The organism is Mycolicibacterium anyangense (assembly GCF_010731855.1).
Classification (GTDB): Bacteria; Actinomycetota; Actinomycetes; order Mycobacteriales; family Mycobacteriaceae; genus Mycobacterium; species Mycobacterium anyangense.
Map to the genome: position 1 here is coordinate 3631527 of NZ_AP022620.1, position 23460 is coordinate 3654986.

The 23460-nt window shown below is 67.3% G+C and carries 22 protein-coding genes and 1 pseudogene; 11 read left to right on the forward strand and 12 right to left on the reverse strand.

The window, feature by feature from the left end:
• Positions 1-173 precede the first annotated feature (173 nt).
• The gene (locus G6N35_RS17200) at positions 174-1244 is read left to right on the forward strand and encodes a TIGR03857 family LLM class F420-dependent oxidoreductase (RefSeq protein ID WP_163805345.1); all 1071 of its coding nucleotides are present in this window, start codon (positions 174-176) and stop codon (positions 1242-1244) included.
• A gap of 4 nt (positions 1245-1248) precedes the next feature.
• Positions 1249-2328, forward strand: a complete 1080-nt coding sequence (locus tag G6N35_RS17205; protein ID WP_163805346.1) for a phosphotransferase family protein — start codon at positions 1249-1251, stop codon at positions 2326-2328.
• A gap of 17 nt (positions 2329-2345) precedes the next feature.
• Here the strand turns inward: G6N35_RS17205 and G6N35_RS17210 are convergent, their stop codons facing one another.
• The 3 genes from G6N35_RS17210 to G6N35_RS17220 are packed head-to-tail and all read right to left on the reverse strand — an operon-like array spanning position 2346 to position 4947.
• Positions 2346-2849, reverse strand: coding sequence for a nuclear transport factor 2 family protein (locus G6N35_RS17210; protein ID WP_163805347.1), 504 nt, complete (start codon positions 2847-2849; stop codon positions 2346-2348).
• Positions 2842-3597, reverse strand: a complete 756-nt coding sequence (locus G6N35_RS17215) for an SDR family NAD(P)-dependent oxidoreductase (protein ID WP_163805348.1) — start codon at positions 3595-3597, stop codon at positions 2842-2844. Before G6N35_RS17215 ends, G6N35_RS17210 begins: the two co-directional genes overlap by 8 nt.
• A 9-nt stretch (positions 3598-3606) precedes the next feature.
• Positions 3607-4947, reverse strand: a complete 1341-nt coding sequence (locus G6N35_RS17220) for a carotenoid oxygenase family protein (RefSeq protein ID WP_163805349.1) — start codon at positions 4945-4947, stop codon at positions 3607-3609.
• A 113-nt stretch (positions 4948-5060) separates the two neighbouring features.
• Between G6N35_RS17220 and G6N35_RS17225 the strand changes: the two genes are divergently transcribed.
• The 6 genes from G6N35_RS17225 (at position 5061) to G6N35_RS17250 (ending at position 10740) form a co-directional block, all read left to right on the forward strand.
• Positions 5061-5705 carry a PAS and ANTAR domain-containing protein gene (locus G6N35_RS17225; RefSeq protein WP_163805350.1) on the forward strand — a complete coding sequence of 215 codons (645 nt, stop codon included), beginning with the start codon at positions 5061-5063 and terminating at the stop codon, positions 5703-5705.
• Positions 5706-5749: 44 nt separating this feature from the next.
• Positions 5750-6460 carry a GntR family transcriptional regulator gene (locus G6N35_RS17230; protein WP_163805351.1) on the forward strand — a complete coding sequence of 237 codons (711 nt, stop codon included), beginning with the start codon at positions 5750-5752 and terminating at the stop codon, positions 6458-6460.
• Between the two features lie 91 nt (positions 6461-6551).
• On the forward strand, positions 6552-8090 hold the full coding sequence (locus G6N35_RS17235) for an NCS1 family nucleobase:cation symporter-1 (RefSeq protein WP_163805352.1): 1539 nt from the start codon (positions 6552-6554) through the stop codon (positions 8088-8090).
• Positions 8091-8128: 38 nt separating this feature from the next.
• Entirely contained in the window at positions 8129-8650 is a 522-nt protein-coding gene (locus tag G6N35_RS17240; RefSeq protein ID WP_163805353.1) for a PadR family transcriptional regulator, read from the forward strand.
• Between the two features lie 89 nt (positions 8651-8739).
• On the forward strand, positions 8740-9477 hold the full coding sequence (locus tag G6N35_RS17245) for a PadR family transcriptional regulator (protein WP_163805354.1): 738 nt from the start codon (positions 8740-8742) through the stop codon (positions 9475-9477).
• 72 nt (positions 9478-9549) lie between these two features.
• Entirely contained in the window at positions 9550-10740 is a 1191-nt protein-coding gene (locus G6N35_RS17250; RefSeq protein WP_163805355.1) for a histidine-type phosphatase, read from the forward strand.
• A gap of 6 nt (positions 10741-10746) precedes the next feature.
• Here G6N35_RS17250 and glpK read toward each other — a convergent pair whose 3' ends face one another.
• Positions 10747-12300 carry a glycerol kinase GlpK gene (gene glpK, locus G6N35_RS17255; protein WP_179967377.1) on the reverse strand — a complete coding sequence of 518 codons (1554 nt, stop codon included), beginning with the start codon at positions 12298-12300 and terminating at the stop codon, positions 10747-10749.
• 1 nt (position 12301) lies between these two features.
• On the opposite strand from glpK, the gene G6N35_RS17260 reads away from it, so the two are divergent.
• From G6N35_RS17260 to G6N35_RS17270, 3 genes and pseudogenes are all read left to right on the forward strand, one after another.
• Positions 12302-13060, forward strand: a complete 759-nt coding sequence (locus tag G6N35_RS17260) for a class I SAM-dependent methyltransferase (protein ID WP_163807742.1) — start codon at positions 12302-12304, stop codon at positions 13058-13060.
• A 50-nt stretch (positions 13061-13110) separates the two neighbouring features.
• Positions 13111-14588: pseudogene (locus G6N35_RS17265) on the forward strand (glutamate--cysteine ligase).
• 27 nt (positions 14589-14615) lie between these two features.
• Positions 14616-15293, forward strand: coding sequence for a class I SAM-dependent methyltransferase (locus G6N35_RS17270; RefSeq protein WP_163805357.1), 678 nt, complete (start codon positions 14616-14618; stop codon positions 15291-15293).
• A 13-nt stretch (positions 15294-15306) separates the two neighbouring features.
• Here the strand turns inward: G6N35_RS17270 and egtE are convergent, their stop codons facing one another.
• The 8 genes from egtE to G6N35_RS17310 all read right to left on the reverse strand — a co-directional run bounded on the left by egtE (position 15307) and on the right by G6N35_RS17310 (position 23385).
• Positions 15307-16413, reverse strand: a complete 1107-nt coding sequence (gene egtE, locus G6N35_RS17275; protein WP_163805358.1) for an ergothioneine biosynthesis PLP-dependent enzyme EgtE — start codon at positions 16411-16413, stop codon at positions 15307-15309.
• Positions 16410-17375 (reverse strand): L-histidine N(alpha)-methyltransferase, encoded by a 966-nt coding sequence (gene egtD, locus G6N35_RS17280; RefSeq protein WP_163805359.1) that lies wholly within the window; start codon positions 17373-17375, stop codon positions 16410-16412. Before egtD ends, egtE begins: the two co-directional genes overlap by 4 nt.
• Positions 17372-18067: an ergothioneine biosynthesis protein EgtC gene (egtC, locus tag G6N35_RS17285; protein ID WP_163805360.1), complete on the reverse strand. Its 696-nt coding sequence runs from the start codon at positions 18065-18067 to the stop codon at positions 17372-17374. Before egtC ends, egtD begins: the two co-directional genes overlap by 4 nt.
• The gene (gene egtB, locus G6N35_RS17290) at positions 18067-19347 is read right to left on the reverse strand and encodes an ergothioneine biosynthesis protein EgtB (RefSeq protein ID WP_163805361.1); all 1281 of its coding nucleotides are present in this window, start codon (positions 19345-19347) and stop codon (positions 18067-18069) included. The genes egtC and egtB overlap by 1 nt, the downstream gene beginning before the upstream one ends.
• Complete coding sequence (egtA, locus tag G6N35_RS17295; protein ID WP_163805362.1) at positions 19344-20633, reverse strand: ergothioneine biosynthesis glutamate--cysteine ligase EgtA; 1290 nt, start codon at positions 20631-20633, stop codon at positions 19344-19346. Before egtA ends, egtB begins: the two co-directional genes overlap by 4 nt.
• A 90-nt stretch (positions 20634-20723) precedes the next feature.
• Positions 20724-21389, reverse strand: a complete 666-nt coding sequence (locus G6N35_RS17300; RefSeq protein ID WP_407664557.1) for a sensor domain-containing protein — start codon at positions 21387-21389, stop codon at positions 20724-20726.
• An 18-nt stretch (positions 21390-21407) separates the two neighbouring features.
• The gene (locus tag G6N35_RS17305; RefSeq protein WP_163805363.1) at positions 21408-21833 is read right to left on the reverse strand and encodes a RidA family protein; all 426 of its coding nucleotides are present in this window, start codon (positions 21831-21833) and stop codon (positions 21408-21410) included.
• 100 nt (positions 21834-21933) lie between these two features.
• Entirely contained in the window at positions 21934-23385 is a 1452-nt protein-coding gene (locus tag G6N35_RS17310; protein WP_163805364.1) for a catalase, read from the reverse strand.
• Positions 23386-23460: the final 75 nt, after the last annotated feature.

Consider the following 23460-nt stretch of genomic DNA (forward strand, 5'->3'; position numbering starts at 1 on the left):
ATACTGCCCTTGCCGTGAACAGTTTGGGGCAATCCGTCAAATTTATTTGACATTAGAATATGTCGAGTCCGACTTCCGGTCGAAATATGCCGAAAGCCTTGACTACCAACGCTTGACAACCTAGCGTCGCCCCCCGTGTGCACCGCCGCGACGCCCGAGACTGGGAGACATTGATGACGGCCCCGATGCCAGAGATTGGCTTCTACACGTTGGCAGGTCAGGCCGAAGACCCCCGCCAGTTGGTCGACGAAGTGCACGACGCGGAAGCGATGGGGATTGGGGAGTGCTTCATCTCCGAACGGTTCTCCACCAAGGAAGCGGCCACGATCTCAGGCGCCGTCGGCGCCGCGACGACGACCATCGAAATCACCACCGCCGCAACGAACCACAACACTCGACACCCGATCGTGACAGCGGCATTCGCAACAACGATGCACAGACTCACCCGCGGCAGATTCACGCTCGGCATCGGACGGGGTATCGCAGGGGTACAGAAGGCGTTCGGCATGCCGACAATCACCACGGCGCAGATGGAGGATTTCGCCGGGGTGATGCGTCGCCTGTTTCACGGCCAGACCGTAGTAGGGCACGATGGTCCGATGGGGCGCTATCCCGCCCTTCGATTGGATCCGAACTTCGACGAAGACGTTCAGCTGGGCATTGTGGCATTCGGCCCCGGTTCCCTTGAACTCGCCGGACGTGCTTTCGACAAGGTCGTCTTGCACACCTACTTCACCGACGAGACTCTCCAACGATGCGTCCGGACCGTGAAGTCGGCCGCCCAACGAGCTGGCCGGGATCCCGATGCGGTCAAGGTGTGGTCCTGTCTGGCCACGATCGGTGACCATCTGTCAGAAGAGCAGCGTCTGCGGAAGACGGTCGGTCGGTTGGCGACATATCTCCAAGCCTATGGTGACCTGCTCGTCACTACGAACAACTGGGATCCTCTGGTGCTCAGGCGGTTCCGCGAAGACGCGGTGGTTCAGACCTTCATGCCGCCCAGCGGTGCGATAAAGGTCATCGACTCCCCGTCGACTACGGTTGAACAACTCGAACACATCGGCACTCTGCTGCCCGCGGAATGGCTGGCCCACGCGGCGACCGGAAGCCCGCAGCAGTGTGCTGCCACGATCCAGTCACAACTCGACCACGGCGCCGACGGAGTCATTCTGCACGGAGCGTCTCCGGCTGAATTGAGCCCCATCTTGCCCGCCTACCGAGCAATACGCCACCAGAAGGGTTGAGGACATGACAATCCACGACTACACCGTTGCCGAACTGACCCCTGGGGTTGTCACTTCGATGTTGCGTACCACGCCAGAGTGGGCCGATGCCGCTGTCGCCCAGGTGAAATCGACCGCGGTCGGTACGGGACAGATGGCGAGCAGCTACCGCCTCGACCTCGACTACGAACGTCAACCGACTGGTGCGCCCGACACGCTCATCGCCAAGATGCCGAGCACCGATCCAACCAGCCGGCAGATGGCACTCGCGACAGGCGCTTATCTGCGAGAGATCTGCTTTTATCGAAGCCTTGCCGCCCTCACGACAGCCCGCACACCGGCCTGCCATTTCGCTGATATCACCAGTGACAGCCTGGGTTTTGTGTTACTACTCGAGGATATGGGTCCGGCCCGCACCATCGATCAGCTCGCTGGATGCACACCGGACCAGGCGGAGCTGGCCCTCGCGCAAGCGGCGGACTTGCACGGCCCCACATGGGGCCATCCTGCGCTGAAAGCGGAGTCCTGGCTGTCGATCGCCGATCTGTGGTCGGCGCTCGCCGGATCGATCCCGCAAGTCACGGGGATGTGGCTCGAGCGATTCGGCAAGTACCTACGCCCAGAGCATCTTCCAGTGATCGAGGAGTGCGGCTCACACGTGTCCTCGTGGCTGGCCACACTCCGTGATTCTCGTTGCCTTTGGCATGGCGATTTCCGGCTGGATAACCTGCTCTTCGACGCGCAGGACGGCAGGACACCGGTCGTGGTTGTCGACTGGCAAAGCGTTTCCTCCGGCCCGGGTATCGCCGACGTCTCCTATTTCCTTGGCAATTCTCTGTCGGAAGCCGATCGAATGGCCACCGAGCGGGCGCTCGTCACGTCCTACCATCGACGGCTGCTCGCCCACGGCGTACAGGGGTACTCCCTGGACCAGTGTTGGCATGAATACCGGGCTCACTCGATCTACGGCCTGATGTTGTCGATTCCGATATCGCTGGGCGTGCAGTCTACCGAGCGTGGCGACCGCATGTTCGCGGCAATGGCAGACCGCGCTGCCAATCAGATGTTGGTCAACGACACCTTCGCAGCTCTCAAGGAGCTCTAGTCGCATCGACTGCGCCCTCAGCTCAGACCGTAATGTCGCCTGAGAACAGCGAGCGGGTCGGTACTGTCGCGGCTTCCCCGCGGCCCCGGGCGGTCCGGGCCGACGAACTCATCCGGGCGGGTCCATTCCCGCACCGCCCACCGCTCGGCGATGGCCCACCGGCCGTCGCGGCGTTCCATCAGATCGATGTAGCGCACCCCGGTGGTGAAGTTCAAGCGCTCGCCCGATCCCCAATGCGTTGCCGTGCAATATGTTTCGCTGACCGCTCGGTCCGCACCAACGAACTCGACGTGATGGTTTCCGATGAAGTGCATTGTCCCGGACAGGTATTCGAGATTGCGGCCAAGCCAGACGACGTACTCCTCGACAGTGCCGTCAAAGCCGGTGTGGTGATCGACAGCGCCGGGATGGTAAGCCTCTCGCACCAGCTTCAGGTCGAGGCGATCCACCCCGCGGCAGTACAGCGTCACCACCTCACGAATCGCGGCGACATCAGCCAGCCGACCTACGTCCTCAGGCACCGTAGCCGCCGTCCACGTCGAGCTTCTGACCGGTGATGAAACCGGCCCGCGGCGAGGCGAGGAAGCACACCGCCTCGGCCACGTCGGCGGCACAGCCGAAGCGGCGCAGCGGGGTGTTGCGTCGCGCGGCCTCCAGCGCGGCATCATCGAGATCACCATCGGCCCTGAGCCGTTCGGCGTTGCCGTCCACGAGCATCCCCGGACCCACACAGTTGGCCCGGACGCCGAACCGTCCCTCTTCGGCCGCCACACCCCGGATCAACGCCTCGATGGCAGCTTTGGGAGCCACCGAGAGGCCGTCGCGCACCGCGAATCGCCGGGTCGCCGCAGTGGTCACCGCCACCAGGTTGCCCCGGGAGGCGCGCAGATACGGTAGTGCCGCGGTGATCAGGGCGAAGAAACCACCAGCGTCCGTGCCGATCTGGCGATCGAACTGCTCCGGTTCGATCGTGCTCAGGTGGCGCATCGGCACATGCGGCCCGGCGGCGTAGACCACGGTGTGCAAGCCAGCTGCTGGCTGTGCGACCGATTCCACGACCCGCTGGACATCCGCGGCATCGCCCAACTCCAACCGGTGTCCACGGGCGCCGGTCTCCGCGGCGAGCGCGGCCGCCGTGGCCTCGTTGCCGTGAAAGGTAAACCCCACCCGGGAACCGCGAGCGATCAGGGTCCGCACGATCTGCGAGCCGATCCCGCCGGTGCCGCCCACGACCAGCGCCATCCCGGGCTGTGCCCCGAAGTCATCCATGCCCGAAGGCTAGGCGCTGATCCAGTTTCCGTGGAATCCGTACGGGACTCGCCGAGGCAATCGGATGCGGGCGACCGGGTCGGCGGCGAAGTCGGCGGCATCCAGGATCACCAGATCGCTGCCGTCGCGCTCCGCGTCGTAGACGTAGCCCAGGTACCAGCCGTTGGTCTCGTCGGCCGGGCCCGACGGCGACGGCACGAACACCGCTTCGCCGGGGCCGCCCGGGGCGGCCGCGCGACCGAAGGAATGCTCGACGGCAGCGCCGGTCTGCAGGTCGTAGCGCACCAGCTTCGCGTCGCCGACCGACACCGCATAGCGGGCGGGCAGACCGGCCAGCCGGTCATCGATCCGCGGGAACTCGACAGCCCGGTCATCGAGCTGCTGCTCGCGAACGGTGCCGGCGGCAAGGTCGATGGTCCAGCTCCACAGCACGGCACTGGCTTCGAATCCGCCGTTGTCCCGCCACAGTTCGGGATACCGGACTGCCTGCAGCACAATCGAATTCCCGGACTCGTAGGCGTTGGCGACGTGGAAGACGTAGCAGGGATCGATGTCGAACCAGCGGATCTCGCCGAACGGGTCGTCGCGGCGTAAGACTCCCAACCGGGCCCCGTAGTTGTCATCCCAGCGGTAGGGCATGTCGCCCTTGCCCTCGATGGCGATGTCGAGGTTGAACACGATCGGCAGGTCCATGAAGATCACGTGCCCCGACGTCATCGCAAAGTCGTGCATCATGGTGAGCGCCCCGACTTCGACGGGCCGGTTGATCGTCAGCCGGCCGTCTGCGTCGGCACGGTGATAGGTGACGTTCGGTTCGAAGATGTTGCCGTATCCGAAGAAATGCAGTTCGCCGGTGGTCGGGCAGATCTTCGGGTGAGCCGTCATCGCGTCGTTGAGCTTGCCGTCGAAGTCGTAGCAGCCGACGGTTTCGAGGTCGTTGGTGATCTCATACGGCAGCGAGGATTCCACGAGTGCCAGCGTCTTGCCGGCATGGTTGACGACGTGAGTGTTGGCCACCGAGGCGTTGAGGCTGCGAGTGCCGTCCTCGTTGTAGAGCGGGAACGGGTCGGTGAAACTGTCGGTGCGGATCCAGCGGTTGCGGTACCACCTGGCCGCACCTCCCTCGATGCGCACCCCGTGGATCATCCCGTCGCCGGTGAACCAGTGTCCGGTGGGTTGCCGCGGGTTGGGGCCGTTGCGCAGGTACCAGCCGTCGAGCTCGGGCGGAATGACGCCCTCGACGGGCAGGTCGTAGTCGGTGAGTTCGTCGGGTACCGGCGCGTAGTTGCCGCGCTGGAAGAACTGGCCCTCGGTGGGCAGATTGGCGGAGTCTGCTGTGACGTCGGTCATCTCACCACTCTGACTGTCCAGACATGACATGTCAATAGTGAACGGTTATCCGAATTCGGTACAGCCTGGTCGCTCCCCGACCGCATGCCGCGCGGACTGCGTAGATTTCGAGCATGCCGTCCGGAGGGGGAGACGACCCGGTCGGCACTGTGGGCTGGACCCGCTTCTACTTCGCCGACGACCGGTGGGAGTGGTCGCCCGCGGTGGCCCGATTGCACGGGTATGCACCGGATGCCGTGGCCCCCACCACCGAGCTGGTGCTGTCGCACAAGCACCCGGACGATCTCGCGATGGTGCATGCGCTCCTGGACCGGGTCCGGCAGGCGCACCAGCCGTGGAGCAGCCGGCACCGCATCATCGACACCTGCGGCGCTCTCCACGAGGTCGTGGTCGTCGGCTCCCACCTGCGTGACGACACCGGCCGGATCGTCGGCAGCGAGGGCCACTACGTCGACGTCACTCCCACCCTGCGCGCCGCCGACGAGCACATCGCCGCCGCCGTCGCCGAGGTGGCCACCAACCGGGCCACGATCGAACAGGCCAAGGGCATGCTGATGCTGGTCTACCGCATCGACGCCGACCGGGCCTTCGAGATCCTGCGCTGGCGCTCGGCAACCACCAACACCAAAGTGCGGCTGCTGGCCGAGCAGATCCTGATCGACGTCCGCGCCCTCGAGCACGGCGAACGGTTGCCGGCCCGATCGGTCTACGACCACGTGTTGCTCACCGCGCACACCAGGATTCCACGCGGCCGGTAGCGGTCTCGGCGCGCGCATCGCGGCCTGCCCGGTGAGAATGGGGGATGACCGACCGCCGGCACTCCGCGCTGCTGTTCCGGCTCGCGGTGCGCCCGGTGGGCTGCTCCCAGCAGGACATCCTCGACGAGCTGCGCCGCGTCATCCTCGATGGTGCCCTGCCGCCGGGAACTGCCGTGCCCGTCGGTGAGGTGGCCGACGCGTTCGGAGTCAGTCATATCCCGGTGCGGGAGGCGCTCAAGACCCTCACCGGCGAAGGACTGATCCAGCACCGCCGTAACTTCGGCTACTCGGTGGCCCAGTTGACCGCCAGCGAGTTGGCCGAGATGTACATCGTGCGTCAGACATTGGAGTCCGCAGCACTTGCCGCGGCCGTGGACCGCGCCGACGATGCCGAACGCCACGCCCTGCGCGACATCAACACACAACTGGAAACCGCTCTCGCCGAGGGTGATCCGCAGAACTATCACCGGCAGAGCCGGCATTTCCATCTCGGACTTGCCCGGCCGTCGCGGATGCTGCGGCTACTGCACATGCTCGAATACGCCTGGAACATCACCGAACCCGTCCAACTGATGGTGCACGTCGAGCAGTCGCAACGCGCCCTGCTCCACCAGGATCACCGGGTCATGCTCGAAGCGTTCCTCGACCGCGACACCGAACGGCTGCTGTCGGTCAGCGCGCTGCATCACCAGCGGCTCAACGCGGTGGTGTCCACCCTGCCGGCGCACAGCGGCCTGGTGGCTGACGAAGCGTAGGCCGCAGAATATAGCTTTCCTGCAACGGCCCGGCAATATGGCGTCGATACGGTTCCGGCAACGACCTGTTGATTGATCCACGGAGCCTGCCATGACCGAGACGCGCGACCTCCCGCCCACCGCCCGCGCCGGTGCTGACGACATCGTCGAGGCGGCCGGGCACCCAGTCGGCGGTGGCCTGATCAAACCGGGGTATGACCCGCGACTGACCAACGAGGACCTTGCACCACTGGCCAAGCAAAGCTGGTCGGCCTACAACATTTTCGCGTTCTGGATGTCCGACGTGCACAGTGTCGGCGGCTATGTCACCGCGGGCAGCCTGTTCGCGCTGGGACTGGCCAGTTGGCAGGTGCTGGTCGCGCTGCTGATCGGGATCGTGATCGTCAACATCTTCTGCAACCTGGTCGCCAAACCCAGCCAGCAGGCCGGGGTGCCCTATCCGGTGATCTGCCGCAGCGTATTCGGTGTGCTGGGCGCCAACATCCCGGCGATCATCCGCGGCCTGATCGCGGTCGCCTGGTACGGCATCCAGACATACCTGGCCTCGGCAGCACTGGATGTGGTGCTGCTCAAGCTCTTTCCAGGCCTGGCGCCCTACGCCGATGTGAACCAGTACGGCTTCCTCGGGCTGCCGCTGCTCGGCTGGTGCAGCTTCATGCTGCTCTGGGTGCTGCAGGCCTGCGTGTTCTGGCGCGGCATGGAATCGATCCGCAGGTTCATCGACTTCTGCGGCCCCGCGGTGTACGTGGTGATGTTCATCCTGTGCGGGTATTTGATCCACAAGGCCGGCTGGAGCGCGATCGACCTCAACCTGGGTGCGGTGACCTACACCGGACTGGAGTCGGTTCCGGTGATGCTGGGGGCGATCGCCCTTGTGGTGTCCTACTTTTCGGGCCCGATGCTGAACTTCGGCGACTTCTCGCGGTATGGAAAGTCGTTCGCTGCGGTGAAGCGGGGTAACTTCCTGGGCCTGCCGGTCAACTTTCTGGTGTTCTCGGTACTGGTGGTGGTGACGGCCTCGCTGACCGTTCCGGTTTTCGGTGAACTGATCACCGATCCGGTTCAGACCGTGGCCCGCATCGACAGCACCTTCGCGATCGTGTTGGGCGCCTTGACCTTCACCATCGCGACCATCGGCATCAACATCGTCGCGAACTTCATCAGCCCGGCCTTCGACTTCTCCAACGTGAGCCCGCAGAAGATCAGCTGGCGTGCCGGCGGCATGATCGCCGCCATCGGTTCGGTGTTGATCACCCCGTGGAACCTCTACAACAACCCCGAGGTCATCCACTACACGCTGGAGATCCTCGGTGCCTTCATCGGCCCGCTGTTCGGCGTCCTGATCGCCGACTTCTACCTGGTGCGCCGCCAGCACGTCGCGGTCGACGACCTGTTCACGATGAGCCCGAACGGAACCTACTGGTACACCAAGGGCTACAACCCGGTGGCCGTCATCGCCACCGGAGTGGGCGCGGTGCTGGCCGTGGTCCCGGTACTGCTGGCCGGGTCGGTCTACGGGATGCACACCGCCGCCCAGTACTCGTGGTTCATCGGCTGCGGGGTGGCGTTCGGCCTGTACTACCTGCTGGCGAAACATTCGTCGATGAAGATGACCGTGCCGCAGCCGTGACGTTCCACTTCTGACATGTCGCGCTCTACGATGGACGGGTGAGTCTTCGCTACGCAGCATTGGGCCTGCTGGCCCAGCAGCCCGGCAGTGGGTATGACCTGCTCAAGCGGTTCGAGTACTCGATGGCCAACGTGTGGCCCGCCACCCAGAGCCAGCTGTACGGCGAATTGAACAAGCTGGCCGACGCCGGCCTGATCGAGGTCACCGATATCGGCCCGCGCGGGCGTAAGGAATACCGGGTCACCGACGCCGGCCGCGAGGATCTGCTGCGCTGGATGGCCCATCCGCAGGATGACCCGCCGTATCGCAGTGCCGAACTCCTGCGGGTGTTCCTGCTCGGCGAGATGCCCGCCGATCAGGCGCGCGCGCATGTCGCCAGCCTGGCCGAACAAGCCGATGCCGAGCGCAAACGTTATGAGCAGCTGCGCGATTCGGTCGACTGGGGCACCTCCGACACCGACTTCTACGGCCGTGCCGCCCTGGAGTACGGGCTGCGCGCAGAGGCGATGGAAGCCGACTGGGCCCGCTGGCTCGTCGAGGAGATCGACCGCCGCTCCTGAAACTCGTCGTTGCATCGCGATAGCTTCCGATATATCGTTGACGTATCGGAGGCGCACTCGGCGCTTCCCGTCGAGAAAGAGAGAGTGCGATGAGCACCCCATTTCCCCAGTTCAACGGCCCGCACCCGGGTCGTCCCAGTTTCGGTCCCGGGTTCGGTCCTGGCTTCGGCCCCGGATTCGGTTTCGCCCCGCCCGGACCCGGCCGCCGGCACGCTCGCCGGCACTTCCGTGAGCACGTCCGCGAACAGATGGCCGCCGGTGACGGTCCGGCCGGGTTCGGCCCGCGCGGTGGCTTCGGCCCCGGATTCGGGTTCGGCCCGGGCTTCGGCTTCGGGCCTGGTTTCGGGCCCGGCGGCCGCGGTGGCCGCCGCGGGCATGGCCGTGGCCGCGGCAGGCGCGGTGATGTCCGTGCCGCGATCCTGGCCCTGCTGGCCGAACGGCCGATGCACGGCTACGAGATGATCCAGGAGATCGCCGAACGCACCGACGGTGTGTGGAAGCCCAGCCCCGGCTCGGTCTACCCCACCCTGCAATTGCTCGTCGACGAAGGCGTCATCGTCGGCACCGAAACCGACGGCAGCAAGAAGCTTTTCGAGCTGACCGAGGACGGTCGCGCCGCCGCCGAGAAGATCACCGCCCCGCCGTGGCAGGAGATCGCCGAAGACGTCGACCCGGGCCAGCTCAACCTGCGTGCCGCCATCGGCCAGTTGTTCGGAGCGGTTGCGCAGTCCGCGCACACCGCCAGCCCGGAGCAACAGCAGCGCATCGTCGACATCGTCAACGCTGCGCGCCGTGAGGTCTACCAGATCCTCGGCGAATCGGAGTAGCGATTTCGGCGCGGTTGCCGTCGCTGAGCGGCGGCAACCGCGCCGAAATCATGGGCATGCTTCGATGGTCCCGTGTCACGGTCGATCGCGTGTGTCCTGACTCTCGGGCTTCTGCTTGGCGCACCGGCGCCAGGGGTGAGCCGCGCCGACGACTGGCACGTGGTACGTGCCGTCGTGGTGATGCGCCACGGCGTGCGCCCGCCAAACCAGGAACCGCCGGTACCCACCTCGATAGCCCCCCAACCGTGGCCCGCATGGGTAACCCCACCCGGCTGGCTCACCGATCACGGCGCCGCCGCCATCCGACTGGTCGCCGCCGACGACGGCCGCCGATTCACCGCCGACGGTCTCCTGCCCGCTCAGGGCTGCCCGCCGTCAGGCTCGGTGCAGGTCCTATCCGATTCCCTGGAACGCACCATCGCCACCGGCAACGCCTATGCCGCCGCCCTGGCCCCCGGTTGTGCGTTGCCCAACCTGCACCGCCCGCAAGGGGAACCCGACCCGCTGTTCGCCGAGTATCGGGACTCGGGCATCACCACCGAGGAAGCCGCCGACGCCGTCGCCGCGGCGGTCGGCCCCGACGGCGCGACGGCATTGGCTGCCCGATATCAACCGGAGCTGGCCACGCTGACCCGCATCCTGTGCGGGACGCACAGCAGCGGATGCGGGCTCACCGACCTGACCAGCGGCACCGAGGTCGACCCCAGCGGCGCACACCGCCCGAAGCTGACCGGGGCGCTGGCCCACGGATCGGTGATCTCCGAAGTGCTGGAACTCCAGTACGCCGAGGGCAAGCCGCGCTCCGATGTCGGGTGGGGGCGAGCCAGCGCCGCCGACATCGCCGCCGTGGGAACACTGCACGCGCTGGAGCTGTCGATCATCGCCCGGCCACGCCCGTTGGCGCTGGCCAACGCCGGCGGGATCGCCGACACCGTCGCCCGCGCACTCGCCGACGGGCCGCCGTTGACGGTGATCGTCGGCCACGACACCGACATCGCCAACCTCTCCGGCCTGTTGGACCTGCATTGGTCCATCACCGGATTCGCCGACGACGAGCCGGCACCCGGCGGTGCGCTGATCTTCGAGGTGCTCGAGGACGGTGCCGGGCACCGGTTGGTCCGGACGTCCTACCGTTCCCAAACCCTGGACCAGATCCGTGATCTGGTGCCAGGCCCGGCACAGCAGGTGCCGACGGCGCCCAGCGACTGCCCCGACGACCTCTGCCCCCTCGACGCGATCAGCGCCGGGCTGACCCGCCGCTAGCCGCAGTCACGAGACGTCGACCCAGTCCAGGGTGCGCTGCACCGCCTTACGCCAGCCGGCGTACCCACCGGCGCGCTGCTCCTCACTCCAGGCCGGCGACCACCGGCGATCCTCCTGCCAATTCGCCCGCAGGTCATCGGGATCCGCCCAGAAGCCGGTCGCCAGACCCGCCGCGTACGCCGCGCCCAGCGCCGTCGTCTCGGCCACCACCGGGCGCACCACGTCGACGCCCAGCACGTCGGCCTGGATCTGCATGCACAACTCGTTGGCCGTCACCCCGCCGTCGACCTTCAGCACCTCCAGGTGCACGCCGGAGTCGGCCTCCATGGCGTCGACGACGTCGCGGCTCTGATAGCAGATCGCCTCCAGCGTCGCGCGAGCCACGTGGGCATTGGAGTTGAACCGCGACAGCCCCACGATCGCGCCGCGCGCATCGGAGCGCCAGTAGGGCGCGAACAATCCGGAGAACGCCGGCACGAAGTACACCCCGCCGTTGTCGGAGACCTGCGCGGCCAGCGTCTCGCTGTCGGAGGCCCCGCTGATGATGCCCAGCTGATCTCGCAACCACTGCACCGCCGACCCGGTCACCGCGATCGAACCCTCAAGGGCGTAAACAGGTTTCGCGTCACCGAACTGGTAGCACACCGTGGTCAGCAGCCCGTTGGCGCTACGCACGATCTTCTCGCCGGTGTTGAGCAGCAGGAAATTGCCTGTGCCATAGGTGTTCTTGGCCTCCCCCGGCGCCAGACACACCTGGCCGACCATCGCGGCCTGCTGATCCCCCAGACTGGCGGTCACCGGCACCTGCCCGCCGGCCGGACCACCGGGATGGGTCATGCCGTAGGGCTCCGGTGAGGACGACGGACGGATCTCCGGCAGCATGGCGCGCGGAACGCCGAAGAACGACAACAGCTCGTCGTCCCAGTCCAGGGTCTCGAGGTTCATCAGCATGGTCCGGCTGGCGTTGGTGACATCGGTGACGTGCACGCCGCCGGCCGGGCCCCCGGTGAGATTCCACAGCACCCAGGTGTCCGGCGTGCCGAACAACGCATCGCCGCGTTCGGCGGCCGCCCGCACCCCGTCGACGTTGTCCAGGATCCACTGCAGCTTGCCGCCCGAGAAGTACGTCGCCGGCGGCAGACCGGCCTTGTGCCGGATCACCTCACCACGGCCGTCACGATCCAGCGCGGTGGCGATGCGGTCGGTGCGGGTGTCCTGCCACACGATCGCGTTGTAATACGGCCGGCCGGTCTTGCGGTTCCACACCAGCGTGGTCTCGCGCTGATTGGTGATACCGAGGGCAGCGAGGTCACCGGCCGACAGCTTGGTGGCGTTGAGGGCCGACTGCACCACCGTCTGCGTGCGCTCCCAGATCTCCACCGGGTTGTGCTCCACCCACCCTGCCTTAGGCAGGATCTGCTCGTGCTCGAGCTGGTGGCGCCCCACCTCCAGACCGTTGTGGTCGAAGATCATGCAGCGGGTGCTGGTGGTGCCCTGGTCAATGGATGCGACGAAGTCGGCCAACAGTGCTCCTAGAAAAGGTGGCGGTCCATCGTCCATGATGGCCTACGTGGCAAAGCCAGTGGCCGACATCGCCGACATGCCCCGGGGCGGCCCGGATGCGTCCTGGTTGGACCGCATGCTGCAGACCGATCGCCCCGAATACCTCGACCGCGACGACGTCGATGACAAGGTCAAGCGCGGGGTGATCCGGGCGCTGGACGTGATGGGCTCGCTGTTCAAGGAGCACGAACGCAACGCTGCCCTGGTGCTGGCCGAGGTCGCCGACGTGCCCGACCCCAGGATTCTCGAACTCGGTGCCGGCCATGGTGCGCTGTCGCGGATCGTCCTCGACCAGCACCCCACCGCCACGGTGACGATCTCCGACATCAACCCCGAGTCGGTGGCGGCGATGTCGGCTTCCGACCTCGGCGAGCACCCGCGCGCCACCGTCCGCACCCTCGACGCGACGGCGATCGACGCCCCGGACGACTCGTTCGACCTCGCGGTCTTCGCGCTGTCGTTCCATCACCTGCCACCGGATCTGGCTGCCCGCGTCTTCGCCGAGGGAACCCGGGTGGCCGCCGAGCTGTTGATCATCGACCTGCCGCGGCCGCCGTCACCGCTGCACCTGGTGAAGCTGGCGACGTTCGCCCCGTTCGCGCTGTGCTGGCCGTTCGCCCACGACGGGCTGATCAGCTCGCTGCGGGCCTACAGTCGTTCGGCCCTGCAGGCCCTCGGTGACCACGCGGGTGTCGACGTCGAGGTCAGCAGCGGCCAGTTCGACCGGCAGACGGTGGTAGTCCGCCGCCGCGGCTGATCTCCGCGATTTCCTTGCGCGCTCGGCGCCGAACCGGTTGCATGGCCAAAGTGGGCGAAGAGGTCAAGCACGCCAGCTACAACCGGGCACACCGCCAGGAATACCGCCGCAAGGTGCAGCTGTGCCTGGACGTGTTCGAAACCATGCTGGCCCAGTCCAGTTTCGAGTTCGACCGGCCGCTGACCGGGATGGAGATCGAATGCAACCTGGTGGACGCCGGCTACCAGCCGGCGATGTCCAACCAAGAGGTGCTCGCGGCGATCGCCGATCCGGCCTACCAGACTGAATTGGGCGCCTACAACATCGAATTCAACGTCCCACCGCGTCGGCTGCCCGGGCGAACGGCGCTGGAATTGGAGGACGAGATCCGCGCCAGTCTCAACGCCGCGGAGTCCAAGGCCAACACCGACGGCGCCCACATCGTGATGATCGGCATCCTGCCGACGCTGATGCCGCAACACCTGACCGGGCATTGGATGAGCCCGTCGATGCGGTATCAGGCGCTCAACGATTCCATCTTCACCGCCCGCGGCGAGGACATCCTGATCGATATCGCGGGCCCGGAGCGGCTGAGCCTGCACGCGGAGTCCATTGCACCCGAATCCGCTTGCACCAGCATGCAATTGCACCTTCAGGTGTCGCCGGCGGACTTCGCCAGCAATTGGAACGCCGCGCAGGTACTGGCGGGGCCCCAGTTGGCACTCGGCGCGAATTCACCCTATTTCTTCGGCCATCAATTGTGGGCCGAGACCCGCATCGAACTGTTCGCCCAGGCCACCGATACCCGGCCCGACGAGTTGAAGGCACAGGGGGTACGTCCCCGGGTGTGGTTCGGCGAACGCTGGATCACCTCGATCTTCGACCTGTTCGAGGAGAACGTCCGCTACTTCCCGTCGCTGCTGCCCGAACTGTCCGACGAGGATCCGGTCGCCGAGCTGGCCGCCGGGCGTACCCCGCACCTGCCCGAGCTGCGGCTGCACAACGGCACGGTCTACCGCTGGAACCGTCCGGTGTACGACGTGGTGGACGGCCGCCCGCATCTGCGGGTGGAGAACCGGGTGCTGCCGGCCGGGCCGACCGTCGTCGACATGATGGCCAACTCGGCGTTCTATTACGGGGCGCTGCGCTACCTGTCCGAGGAGGACCGTCCACTGTGGACGAAGATGAGTTTCACTGCGGCACAAGACAATTTCTGGAGTCTGCACGCAACGGTCTGGATGGCCGGCTGTACTGGCCCGGCCTTGGTGAGGTGACCGCCGACGAGTTGGTGCTGCGGACGCTGCTGCCGATGGCCGACGAGGGGCTGCGCCGCTGGCAGGTGGCCGCCGAGGTCCGCGATCGCTATCTCGGGGTGATCGAGGGCCGCGCGAAGACCGGCCGCAACGGGTCGGCCTGGCAGGTGGCCACGGTGCGCGCACTGCAGGAGCAGGGCGTGGCCCGGCCGCAGGCACTGGCCGAGATGCTGCGGCGCTACTGCGAGCAGATGCACAGCAACGAACCGGTGCACACCTGGGAGCAACCCACCTGATCCGAAACGCGGAGTAGCGTCGTTCTCATGGCTGACGAAGTGATGGATTGGGACAGCGCCTACCGGCAGGACGGGGCTTTCCCGGGACCGCCGCCGTGGAACATCGGTGAGCCGCAACCCGAATTGGCGGCGCTGATCCGCGACGGCAAGGTGACCGGCGACGTGCTGGACGCCGGCTGCGGGCACGCCGAATTGTCGTTGGCGCTGGCCGCCCAGGGCTACACCGTGGTCGGCATCGACGTCTCACCGACCGCGATCGCCGCCGCCACCCGCTCGGCCGAGGAACGCGGGCTGTCCAACGCGACGTTCGTGTGCGATGACATCACCGCCTTCACCGGTTTCGACGGCCGGTTCTCGACGATCATCGACAGCACGTTGTTCCATTCGCTACCGATCGAGGGCCGTGACGGGTACCTGCGGTCCATTCGCCGGGCCGCGGCGCCGGGCGCGCGCTACTACGTGTTGGTGTTCGCCAAGGGCGCCTTCCCGCCCGACATCGAGACCAAGCCGCACGAGGTCGACGAGGACGAGTTGCGAGCCGCGGTGTCGCAACATTTCGAGATCGATGAGATCCGGCCCGCCAAGATCCATTCGCACAAACCGGAATTCCCCGACATGCCGGATGGCCCGATGCCGTTCGACACCGACGGGAAGGGCCGGATGATGATGCCGGCCTACCTGCTCAGCGCGCATACCGCGAGCTGACCTCTGCCGCCGGTCAGGTGGCGGAACTGAGCGCGGCGGCCAGCACCTCGACGTCCTCGACGGTGTTGTCGACATGCGGCGACACTCGCAGGACCGGCGTCTGCATCTCCAGTGGCGCGCGCTCCACACCTGCCGCGGTGGTGACGATGCCGTGTTCGGCGATCAGCCGGGCCCGCACCGTCACCGGGTCGGCCCCGTCGGTCGGCGCCAAAGTCGTGATGGCAGTGGGCTCGTCGGCCGGTTCCACCACGCGCCAGCCGGGGACCTCGGCCAGCACACCACGGGTGGCGCGGGCCAGCTCGATCAGGTGCTGGCGCACCACGTCCGGACCGGCCGCCAGGTGCTCTCCCACTGCAACCGAGAATCCCACTCGCGCAGCCACATTGGCCTCGCCGAGTTCCAGGGACTGTAATGCCGAGAACTGGTCGGCCCACTGCGGGGTGCGCAGCAGATCCGCGAGTGCGGGCCGGACGGCCAGAACACCGACGCCGCGAGGACCAGCCATCCACTTGCGCGACGAGGAGTAGACGGCGTCGGCGTCGACCACGCAATCGATCTGACCCAGGGCCTGCGCGGCGTCGACCACCAGGGGCACCCCGAGCTCGCGGCAGATCTCGGCTACTGCCGGTACTGGTTGCAGCACCCCGCGGTGGCTGCCGATAGCGGTCAGATGCACCATCGCCGGAGGTGCGGCCCGCAGCGCTGCTGCGGCGGCATCGGGGTCCAGCCGGCCAAGTTCATCCACCGGCAACGGCGAGGTGGTGAATCCCTGTGCGGCGAACTGAGCGAGGTTGGGCCCGTACTCGCCGGGCAGACAGGCCACGGTCCGCGGCAGCGGCCACACCCCGAGCAACAGTTCGAGGGCATTGCCCGATCCCGTGCTGAAAACCACATCACCCGAGGACATTCCGGTGAGCGCGGCAACCCCGGCTCGGCCGGCGTCGAGCACGGGTGCGGCGGCTTCGGCGGCCACGTAGCCGCCGACCTCGCTCTCGTGGCGGGCGTGGGCGACCGCGGCATCGATGGCCGCAAGGCTCTGCCGTGAGCAGGCCGCGCTGTCCAGGTGCACTCCGGCCACCGGCAGCCGGTCGGCGCGCCAGCGTTGCGCGAGATCGCTCACCGGACCGCCAGCGAGAGGCCGAAATCCCCCGCCGGATCGGTCCACCAGTGCGTCCGCCGCAGCCCGGCGTCGGCCAGTTCCCTGCCGACAGCCTCCGGACGGAACTTGCACGACACCTCGGTCAACATCTCTTCACCTTGGCCGAAGTCGACGTGCAGGTCCAGTGCCGCGATGTGGACGTGCTGTGGCGTGTCGGCACGCAGCCACATCTCGATCCGCTCCTGGGGGGCGTTCCACCGGGCGACGTGGCTGAACTGCTCGACGGCGAAGTCGGCATCGAGTTCCCGGTTGACGACTGCGAGGACGTTGCGGTTGAACCGAGCCGTCACACCGGCGCTGTCGTCGTAGGCGCGGACCAGCCGCCCGACGTCCTTGACCAGGTCGGTACCCAGCAGCAGGGAATCCCCGGGCTCGAGCACGTCGGCGAGTGCGGACAAGAAGGCTGCCCGCGGCCCCGGGGTCAGATTGCCGATCGTCGAGCCGAGGAAGACGAACAGCCGCCGACCGCCCACCGGGATCTTGGCCAGGTGCTCCTCGAAATCACCGCACACCGCGTCGATCTCCAGACCTGCGAACTCCGACTGCAGTGCCGCACCGGCGGCCTCGAGCACCCCTGCATCGACGTCGAACGGGATGAAGCGCTGCAGCGATCCGTGGTCGCGCAGGGCGGCCAGCAGCATCCTGGTCTTCTCCGAGGTGCCGCTGCCCAGTTCGACCAGGGTGTCCGCGCCACTAGCCGCCGCGATGGCGGCCGACTCGGCGCGCAGGATCTGCGCCTCGGCGCGGGTCGGGTAGTACTCCGGCAAACGGGTGATCTGATCGAAGAGGTCACTTCCGATGGCGTCATAGAACCACTTGGGCGGCAACGACTTCGGGGTCTGTTGCAAGCCGGTGCGCACATCGTGGCGCAGCGCCTGCCCGGCGGCGTCGGCAGCCAGGTAGTTCGACAGGGTGAAGGTCACGACGATCCTCTCAGCGGGGTCAGCGTCACGCGCTGCTCGGTGACCTCGACCAGGTGACGGTCCGGGATGTCGCGCCAATCGGGGTGATCGTCGTAGGGCTCACTGGCCAGCACTACGCCGTCCGCACGCTCGAGCACCGACAAGGTGTCTCCCCAGGTGGTGGCCAGCAGCCGGGAACCGTTGGCGGCCAGGATGTTCAGCCGCGCTCCTGGGTCGGCGGCGGCCACCTCGACGATGGTGTCCCCGAGGTTGTCCAGACCGCGCTCGAAGATCATCGCGGCCAGGATCGCGCTGTCGACGGTCGATTCGGCCGCCGACGTCAGCGGGAGCACGCCACGATCGACAATCCCGTTGTGCGACAACAACCATCGGCCGTCGGTGAAGGGGGCGCAGGCACTGGGTTCGATCGGCATACCGACACTCGCCGATCGCACAGCGGCCACCACACAACTGCTGCGCAGCGCGGGCGACACCGACGCGAACGACGCATCACCCCAGAGCGGGGCGGCGCTGCGCCAACGCCGTGGCTGACTCAGGTCATCGAAAAAGCCCACACCCCAACCGTCGGCGTTGAGCAATCCGTGCTTCTGCCGGCGGGGGGCATAGGACTGCACCAGCAACCCCGACGGCGGGTCCAGTGTCAGCGAGGCCAACGACGCCGATTCGCCCAGCCAGCCGAGATGCCGACACATCAGGCGTCCCAGGCCAATCGCACACCGGAGAAGATCTGCCGGCGGATCGGATGGTCCCAGTTGCGGAAGCTGGGGCGCAGGATGTCACCGGCCACCGCCCACGATCCGCCGCGCAGCACCCGGTAGTCGCCGTCGAAAAACGGTTCGGAGTAGCGCTGGTAGATCATCGGCGTGAAGCCCGGCCACGGCCGCAGCGGCGAGGTGGTCCACTCCCAGACATCGCCGAGCATCTGCTCGACACCGTAGGCCGACGCCCCCTGCGGGTAGGCGCCCACCGGGGCTGGGCGCAGGGCGGCACCGTCGAGGTTGGCCAGCTGCGCCGACGGGCGCTCGGCACCCCAGGGAAAGCGGCGCCGGGCACCCGCTTCCGGGTCCCAGGCGCAGGCCTTCTCCCATTCGATCTCGGTGGGCAGGCGCGCCCCGGCCCATGCCGCGTAGGCCTCGGCTTCGAAGTAGGTGATGTGCTGGACGGGTTCGTCATCGGGGATCTGTTCGATGTGGCCGAACCGGGCGCGGCTGCCGTCGGCGTTCCAGAACTGGGGTGCGGTGAGCCCGGCTTGGACGCGATGCTCCCAGCCGCGCTGCGACCACCACCGCGGCTGGCGGTAGCCGCCGTCGTCGATGAAGTGCCGCCACTCGCCGTTGGTGACCGGCACCCGCCCGATCCGGAAGGACGGCACGTCGACGACGTGCGCGGGGCGCTCGTTGTCCAGTGACAGCGGCTCGTCATCGGCATCGACGCCGAGCACGAACGGCCCGCCGGGGACCAGCACGGAGGTTCCGGCCAGGTCGGGTCGACCGGGTGGCAGCGCGGCGCCCGGGCCGAGAATCGGTGCGCCGGTGCGCAGGTTGAGCGCCTGCAGCATGGTTTCGTCGTGCTGGTTTTCGTGGCTGATCACCAGACCGAAGCGGAATGCGATGTCCTCGTCATGCTCGGATGCGGCATCGAGGACGTCGAGCGCCGCCGCCCGCACGCTGCCGCAGTAAGCCCGGGACTGGGCCGGCGACAGCAGTGGCAGGTCGACCCGGCTGGCTCGGCTGTGCACGAACGCGTCGTAAAGGCCCTCGACGGTGGCGGGCAGTATGCCCGGACGGTCTGGATTGCCGTCGCGCAGCAGCCAGAGTTCTTCCTGCTGGCCGATGTGGGCGAGGTCCCAGACCAGTGGACTCATCAGCGGGTTGTACTGGCGGTGCAGTTCGGCGTCATCGAAGTCGGTGAGGGCCAGCGTCCGCTGCCGGGCCCGGTCGAGGTCACGGGCCAGCAGCTCGCGGGAGATCACTCCTGCCCCCGCGCCAGCCGGCGCACGGCGGGCACGATCCCACTCCGGATCACCCCGTCGGCGATGTCATCGGCAGGACTACGGCCGGCTTCCACATTGTGGACCAACCGCGCCATGGACTCCGATAATTCCGCGGGCGCCCGATCCGCGACGGCGGCCACGCAGCGGTTGGCCGCGGTGTACAGCCGATTGTCGGCGAGGCCGACCCGGGCAGCCAGGTCCCAGGACGTCGCCACCGGCGCGACAGCCTCGGCGGCCACATCGGCTGCCTGGGGATCATCGAGCAGCGTGGTCAACAGGAACACCAGGGCCGGCCACAGCGCGTCGGGCACGCTGTCGAGATAACGGATCTCCAGCCAGCCGCGCGGGCGGACCGGCGGGAACAGGGTGGTCAGGTGGTAGTCGAGATCCGTCGTGGTGGGCCGCCTGCCGTCGAGCTCGACCAGGCCGTCCGCCCAGTCCGCGAAGGGCACCTGGGTGGTCAGCGGGACCGCGTGTGGTGTGTGCACCAGCATCACCGGCGCTTTCAGCGCGTAGCGCGCCCAGTCGGTGCACGGGTCATCCCCGCTGGCACCCAGGACCGGGCCGCACCGCGCGGAGTCCAGCTGTCCCCACACCCACTGCCTGCTGGACTGCCAGCCGGTGAAAGTGCCGGCCAGCAGCGGCGAGTTGGCCGCGATCGCGATCATCGTGGGGCCCAGCGCGTGGGCAAGGCGCACCCGGTCGGCCCAGCCGTCCCGGGGACCGGCGTCCAGGTTGATCTGCATCGAGGCCGTCGAGGTCATCATCGCCGCGCCGGCGCCGGCCGTGCAGGTGGCGGTGAAGAACTGTTCCATCGCCAGGTAGCGGGCGCCCGGGTTGATCCGCTGGGCACGCCGCAGCGGGTCGGCACCCAGCAGCACCAGCCCCAGCCCGGCCTCCTCGGCCACCGACCGCAGGACCTCCCGGTCAGCGGCCATGGCGGCAATCGCGGCCGTCGGGCCGTCCAGCGGAGGTCCGGACAGTTCGATGGCGCCGCCCGGCTCGACCGTGATCGCACCACCGCCCGGTAGGGACGGCACCGCGGAGATCACCGCACGTAACTCGGCCCAGCTCGGTCTGCGATGCGGATCGTCGAGGTCGAAGCAGTGCGCCTCGAGTTCCAGGCCCACCCGTCCCACCGAGGTGTCGGACAGAGTCAGCCCCGCGATGTGCAGGGCGGCCGAGGTCGAATCGGCCAGCGGGCGCTCGTCGGCCTCCGGCCCGCTGCGCGAACGGCCCGGTGTGGACGTGACGACGAACGTCATGGGATCCATCTTCCAGACCGCACCGACAAAACTCCCCGCTGATCGAGCGACACGTTGGTGACGTGTACCCAAAGTCGCGGATCGTTACCGCTACTGACCCAGGGTGTTCTGCATCGCGCCCGCCAGCACGTTGACCGCGGGGCCGCCGTTTCCGGACTGGCAGACCTTGGCTTGCAGCAGGACGTTCTCTCGCAGCCTGGTCTGGGTGAAGCAGCGCCGATCACTACCGGCCTCCTGCTTGACCCACACGGCGTCGGTGGCAGTCGGCGGCGCACCCGTGAACGACCACACCTCGGTGGTGCCGTCCTCGAGGTGCATGGCCGTGGTCTGCCCCGCGCAGCCGACCGTGCGGTCGATCACCCGGTGGTAGGCGCGCGACGCCGCCTCGGCAGTGGCGAACACCCCGATCGCCTGCTTGACCAGGTGGCCTTGATCGCTGGCCGACGTCTGGGTCACCGCACCGTTGAACGAGGCGAGGTCGGGGTCGTAGTACACCTCGGGCAGGCCGACGTCGGCCCAGTTGTTGCACACCGGCAGATCCACCCAGTAGGCCTGGAACGGATCGGTGAACACCGACTCCCAGGCCATCGGCGCGCCGACGATATTGCCGACCGAGCCCTTGCCGAGGACCGCGTAGGACACCACCCCCGGATCCGACGGCCGGGCCTGTGCCGGCCCTGCCGCCGCAAAGGCGATCGCCACCGCCGCAGCCATCGCCGGCGCGGCGGCCAACAGGCGGCTGGCGTCGACGGTCATGAATCGATCATGCCAGCGTCAGCAGACGGCGGTCGCCGTCAACTCGAGCTTCTGCTGCGGATGGATCAGCCCCGCCACCGTCACCCAGGTGCTCGTCGGGCGGTGGGCACCGACCCAGGCCTTGAGAATCGGCGCGGCAGCGGCGAGCCCAGCCATGTCGGTCGTGTAGATCGTCCATGCGACCAGACCGCTGCGCTGGCCACCGACGGCCTGCAGAGAGCGGTCGAGCACCTCCAGGGTGAAGTCCAACTGCTCGTCGAAACTACTTGCCACCGGCTCGAGCCCGGACTCACCGACGGTCAGCGGCGCTATTCCGGAGACGTAGATGGTGCCCCGGGCGACGACGGTCTGAACGATGCCCAGGTCCTCGAAGACCTGCGGGTCGAAGTAGCCGATATCGGCGGGCACCGAACGCCGGATGTCAGCGGCATCGGTTGTGGTCATAGCGGTGCCCTCTCGGGTCGACGATCGACAAGCGGGTGCGGTCTCGCCGGCATCCGGCGTGTGCAGAATACGCGTGATCACCCACGATCGACGACGCGAACTAACCCTCCAGGTTCGCGCGCACACCTTCCTCCACGGCCTTGCCGAGGTCGGGATCGACCTTGCGCCAGTACTCGAACACCCGGGACAGCACCGGCTCCCGCACACCCTTGGAGACGTGGCCGATGATGTTGTGCGCCAGACGTTCCCGAGCCTCGTCGTCGAGCACCTCGCGCACCAGGGTGCCGGCCTGGCCCCAGTCGTCGTCGTCCTCGCGCAGGGCGTACGCGGTGCGCACCATGTCGCCATCGGAGGCCCAGTGCACCTCGGCGGCGCGCGCCGGGTCCGCTTGTGGGCCACCCATAGAGTTGGGCGCGTAGACCGGGTCGGTGACGTTGCGGATGCGCATCGCACCGTCCTTGGAGTAGCTATGCACCTCGACTTTGGGGGTGTTGACCGGAATCTGCTTGTAGTTCACGCCAAGTCGGTGCCGGTGGGCGTCGCTGTAGGAGAATCCCCGGGCCAACAGCATCTTGTCCGGGCTCAGTCCGGTGCCCGGCACGATGTTGTTCGGCTCGAAGGCGGCCTGTTCGATCTCTGCGTGGTAGTCGGTGACGTTGCGGTTCAACGTCATCCGGCCGACCTCGCGCAGCGGGTAGTCGCTGTGCGGCCACACCTTGGTGAGGTCGAACGGGTTGAACCGGTAGGTCTTGGCATCCTCGAACGGCATGATCTGAACGTGCAGCGTCCAGCTCGGGAAGTCGCCTCCCTCGATCGAGGCGAACAGGTCGCGCTGGTGGGCGTCGCCGTCGGTGCCGGCCATCTCGTCGCCCTCCTCCTGGGTGAGGAACTCGATGCCCTGGTCGCTCTTGAAGTGGTACTTCACCCAGAACAGCTCACCAGCGGCGTTGAGCCAGCTGTAGGTGTGGCTGGAGTAGCCGTTCATGTGCCGCCACGTCCTGGGGATACCGCGGTCCCCCATCAGCCAGGTGACCTGATGTGCAGACTCCGGGGACAAGGTCCAGAAGTCCCATTGCATGTGGTGGTCGCGAAGGTTGCTGGACTGCAGGCGTTTCTGCGAGCGGATGAAGTTCTGGAATTTCATGGGATCCCGGATGAAGAACACCGGGGTGTTGTTGCCGACCATGTCGAAGTTGCCTTCGGAGGTGTAGAACTTCAGCGCGAACCCGCGCGGGTCGCGCCACGTATCTGGGCTGCCCCGCTCACCGGCGACGGTGGAGAACCGAGCCACCATCTCCGTCTTGGCGCCAGGCTGCAGGAACTCCGCCCTCGTGAACGCACTGACATCCTGCGTCACTTCGAACATGCCGAAGGCGCCGCCGCCCTTGGCGTGCGGCTGGCGCTCCGGGATGCGTTCCCGGTTGAAGTTGGCCATCTGCTCGATGAGGTAGTGGTCCTGCAGCAGGATCGGTCCGTCCGGGCCGACGGTGAGCGAATGCTCGAGGCTGGGCGCCGGGGCGCCGGCATCGGTGGTCGCATACTTCTCGGTCATGTGCGGGGTGTACCCACTTCGACGGATTGTCCCCACCCGACGACAAGAGCCCAGCGCGGGGGCACTGGGCTCTCG

Excerpts from the sequence above, each read along its gene's own strand:
- G6N35_RS17235 (WP_163805352.1), top strand. The coding sequence starts at position 6,552 with ATGACCGAGACGCGCGACCTCCCGCCCACCGCCCGCGCCGGTGCTGAC.
- G6N35_RS17205 (WP_163805346.1), top strand. The coding sequence starts at position 1,249 with ATGACAATCCACGACTACACCGTTGCCGAACTGACCCCTGGGGTTGTC.
- egtA (WP_163805362.1), bottom strand. The coding sequence starts at position 20,633 with ATGACGTTCGTCGTCACGTCCACACCGGGCCGTTCGCGCAGCGGGCCG.
- G6N35_RS17225 (WP_163805350.1), top strand. The coding sequence starts at position 5,061 with ATGCCGTCCGGAGGGGGAGACGACCCGGTCGGCACTGTGGGCTGGACC.
- G6N35_RS17230 (WP_163805351.1), top strand. The coding sequence starts at position 5,750 with ATGACCGACCGCCGGCACTCCGCGCTGCTGTTCCGGCTCGCGGTGCGC.
- G6N35_RS17300 (WP_407664557.1), bottom strand. The coding sequence starts at position 21,389 with ATGACCGTCGACGCCAGCCGCCTGTTGGCCGCCGCGCCGGCGATGGCT.
- G6N35_RS17260 (WP_163807742.1), top strand. The coding sequence starts at position 12,302 with ATGGCCTACGTGGCAAAGCCAGTGGCCGACATCGCCGACATGCCCCGG.
- egtC (WP_163805360.1), bottom strand. The coding sequence starts at position 18,067 with ATGTGTCGGCATCTCGGCTGGCTGGGCGAATCGGCGTCGTTGGCCTCG.
- G6N35_RS17245 (WP_163805354.1), top strand. The coding sequence starts at position 8,740 with ATGAGCACCCCATTTCCCCAGTTCAACGGCCCGCACCCGGGTCGTCCC.
- glpK (WP_179967377.1), bottom strand. The coding sequence starts at position 12,300 with ATGGACGATGGACCGCCACCTTTTCTAGGAGCACTGTTGGCCGACTTC.
- G6N35_RS17200 (WP_163805345.1), top strand. The coding sequence starts at position 174 with ATGACGGCCCCGATGCCAGAGATTGGCTTCTACACGTTGGCAGGTCAG.
- G6N35_RS17220 (WP_163805349.1), bottom strand. The coding sequence starts at position 4,947 with ATGACCGACGTCACAGCAGACTCCGCCAATCTGCCCACCGAGGGCCAG.
- G6N35_RS17310 (WP_163805364.1), bottom strand. The coding sequence starts at position 23,385 with ATGACCGAGAAGTATGCGACCACCGATGCCGGCGCCCCGGCGCCCAGC.
- G6N35_RS17270 (WP_163805357.1), top strand. The coding sequence starts at position 14,616 with ATGGCTGACGAAGTGATGGATTGGGACAGCGCCTACCGGCAGGACGGG.
- G6N35_RS17215 (WP_163805348.1), bottom strand. The coding sequence starts at position 3,597 with ATGGATGACTTCGGGGCACAGCCCGGGATGGCGCTGGTCGTGGGCGGC.
- G6N35_RS17305 (WP_163805363.1), bottom strand. The coding sequence starts at position 21,833 with ATGACCACAACCGATGCCGCTGACATCCGGCGTTCGGTGCCCGCCGAT.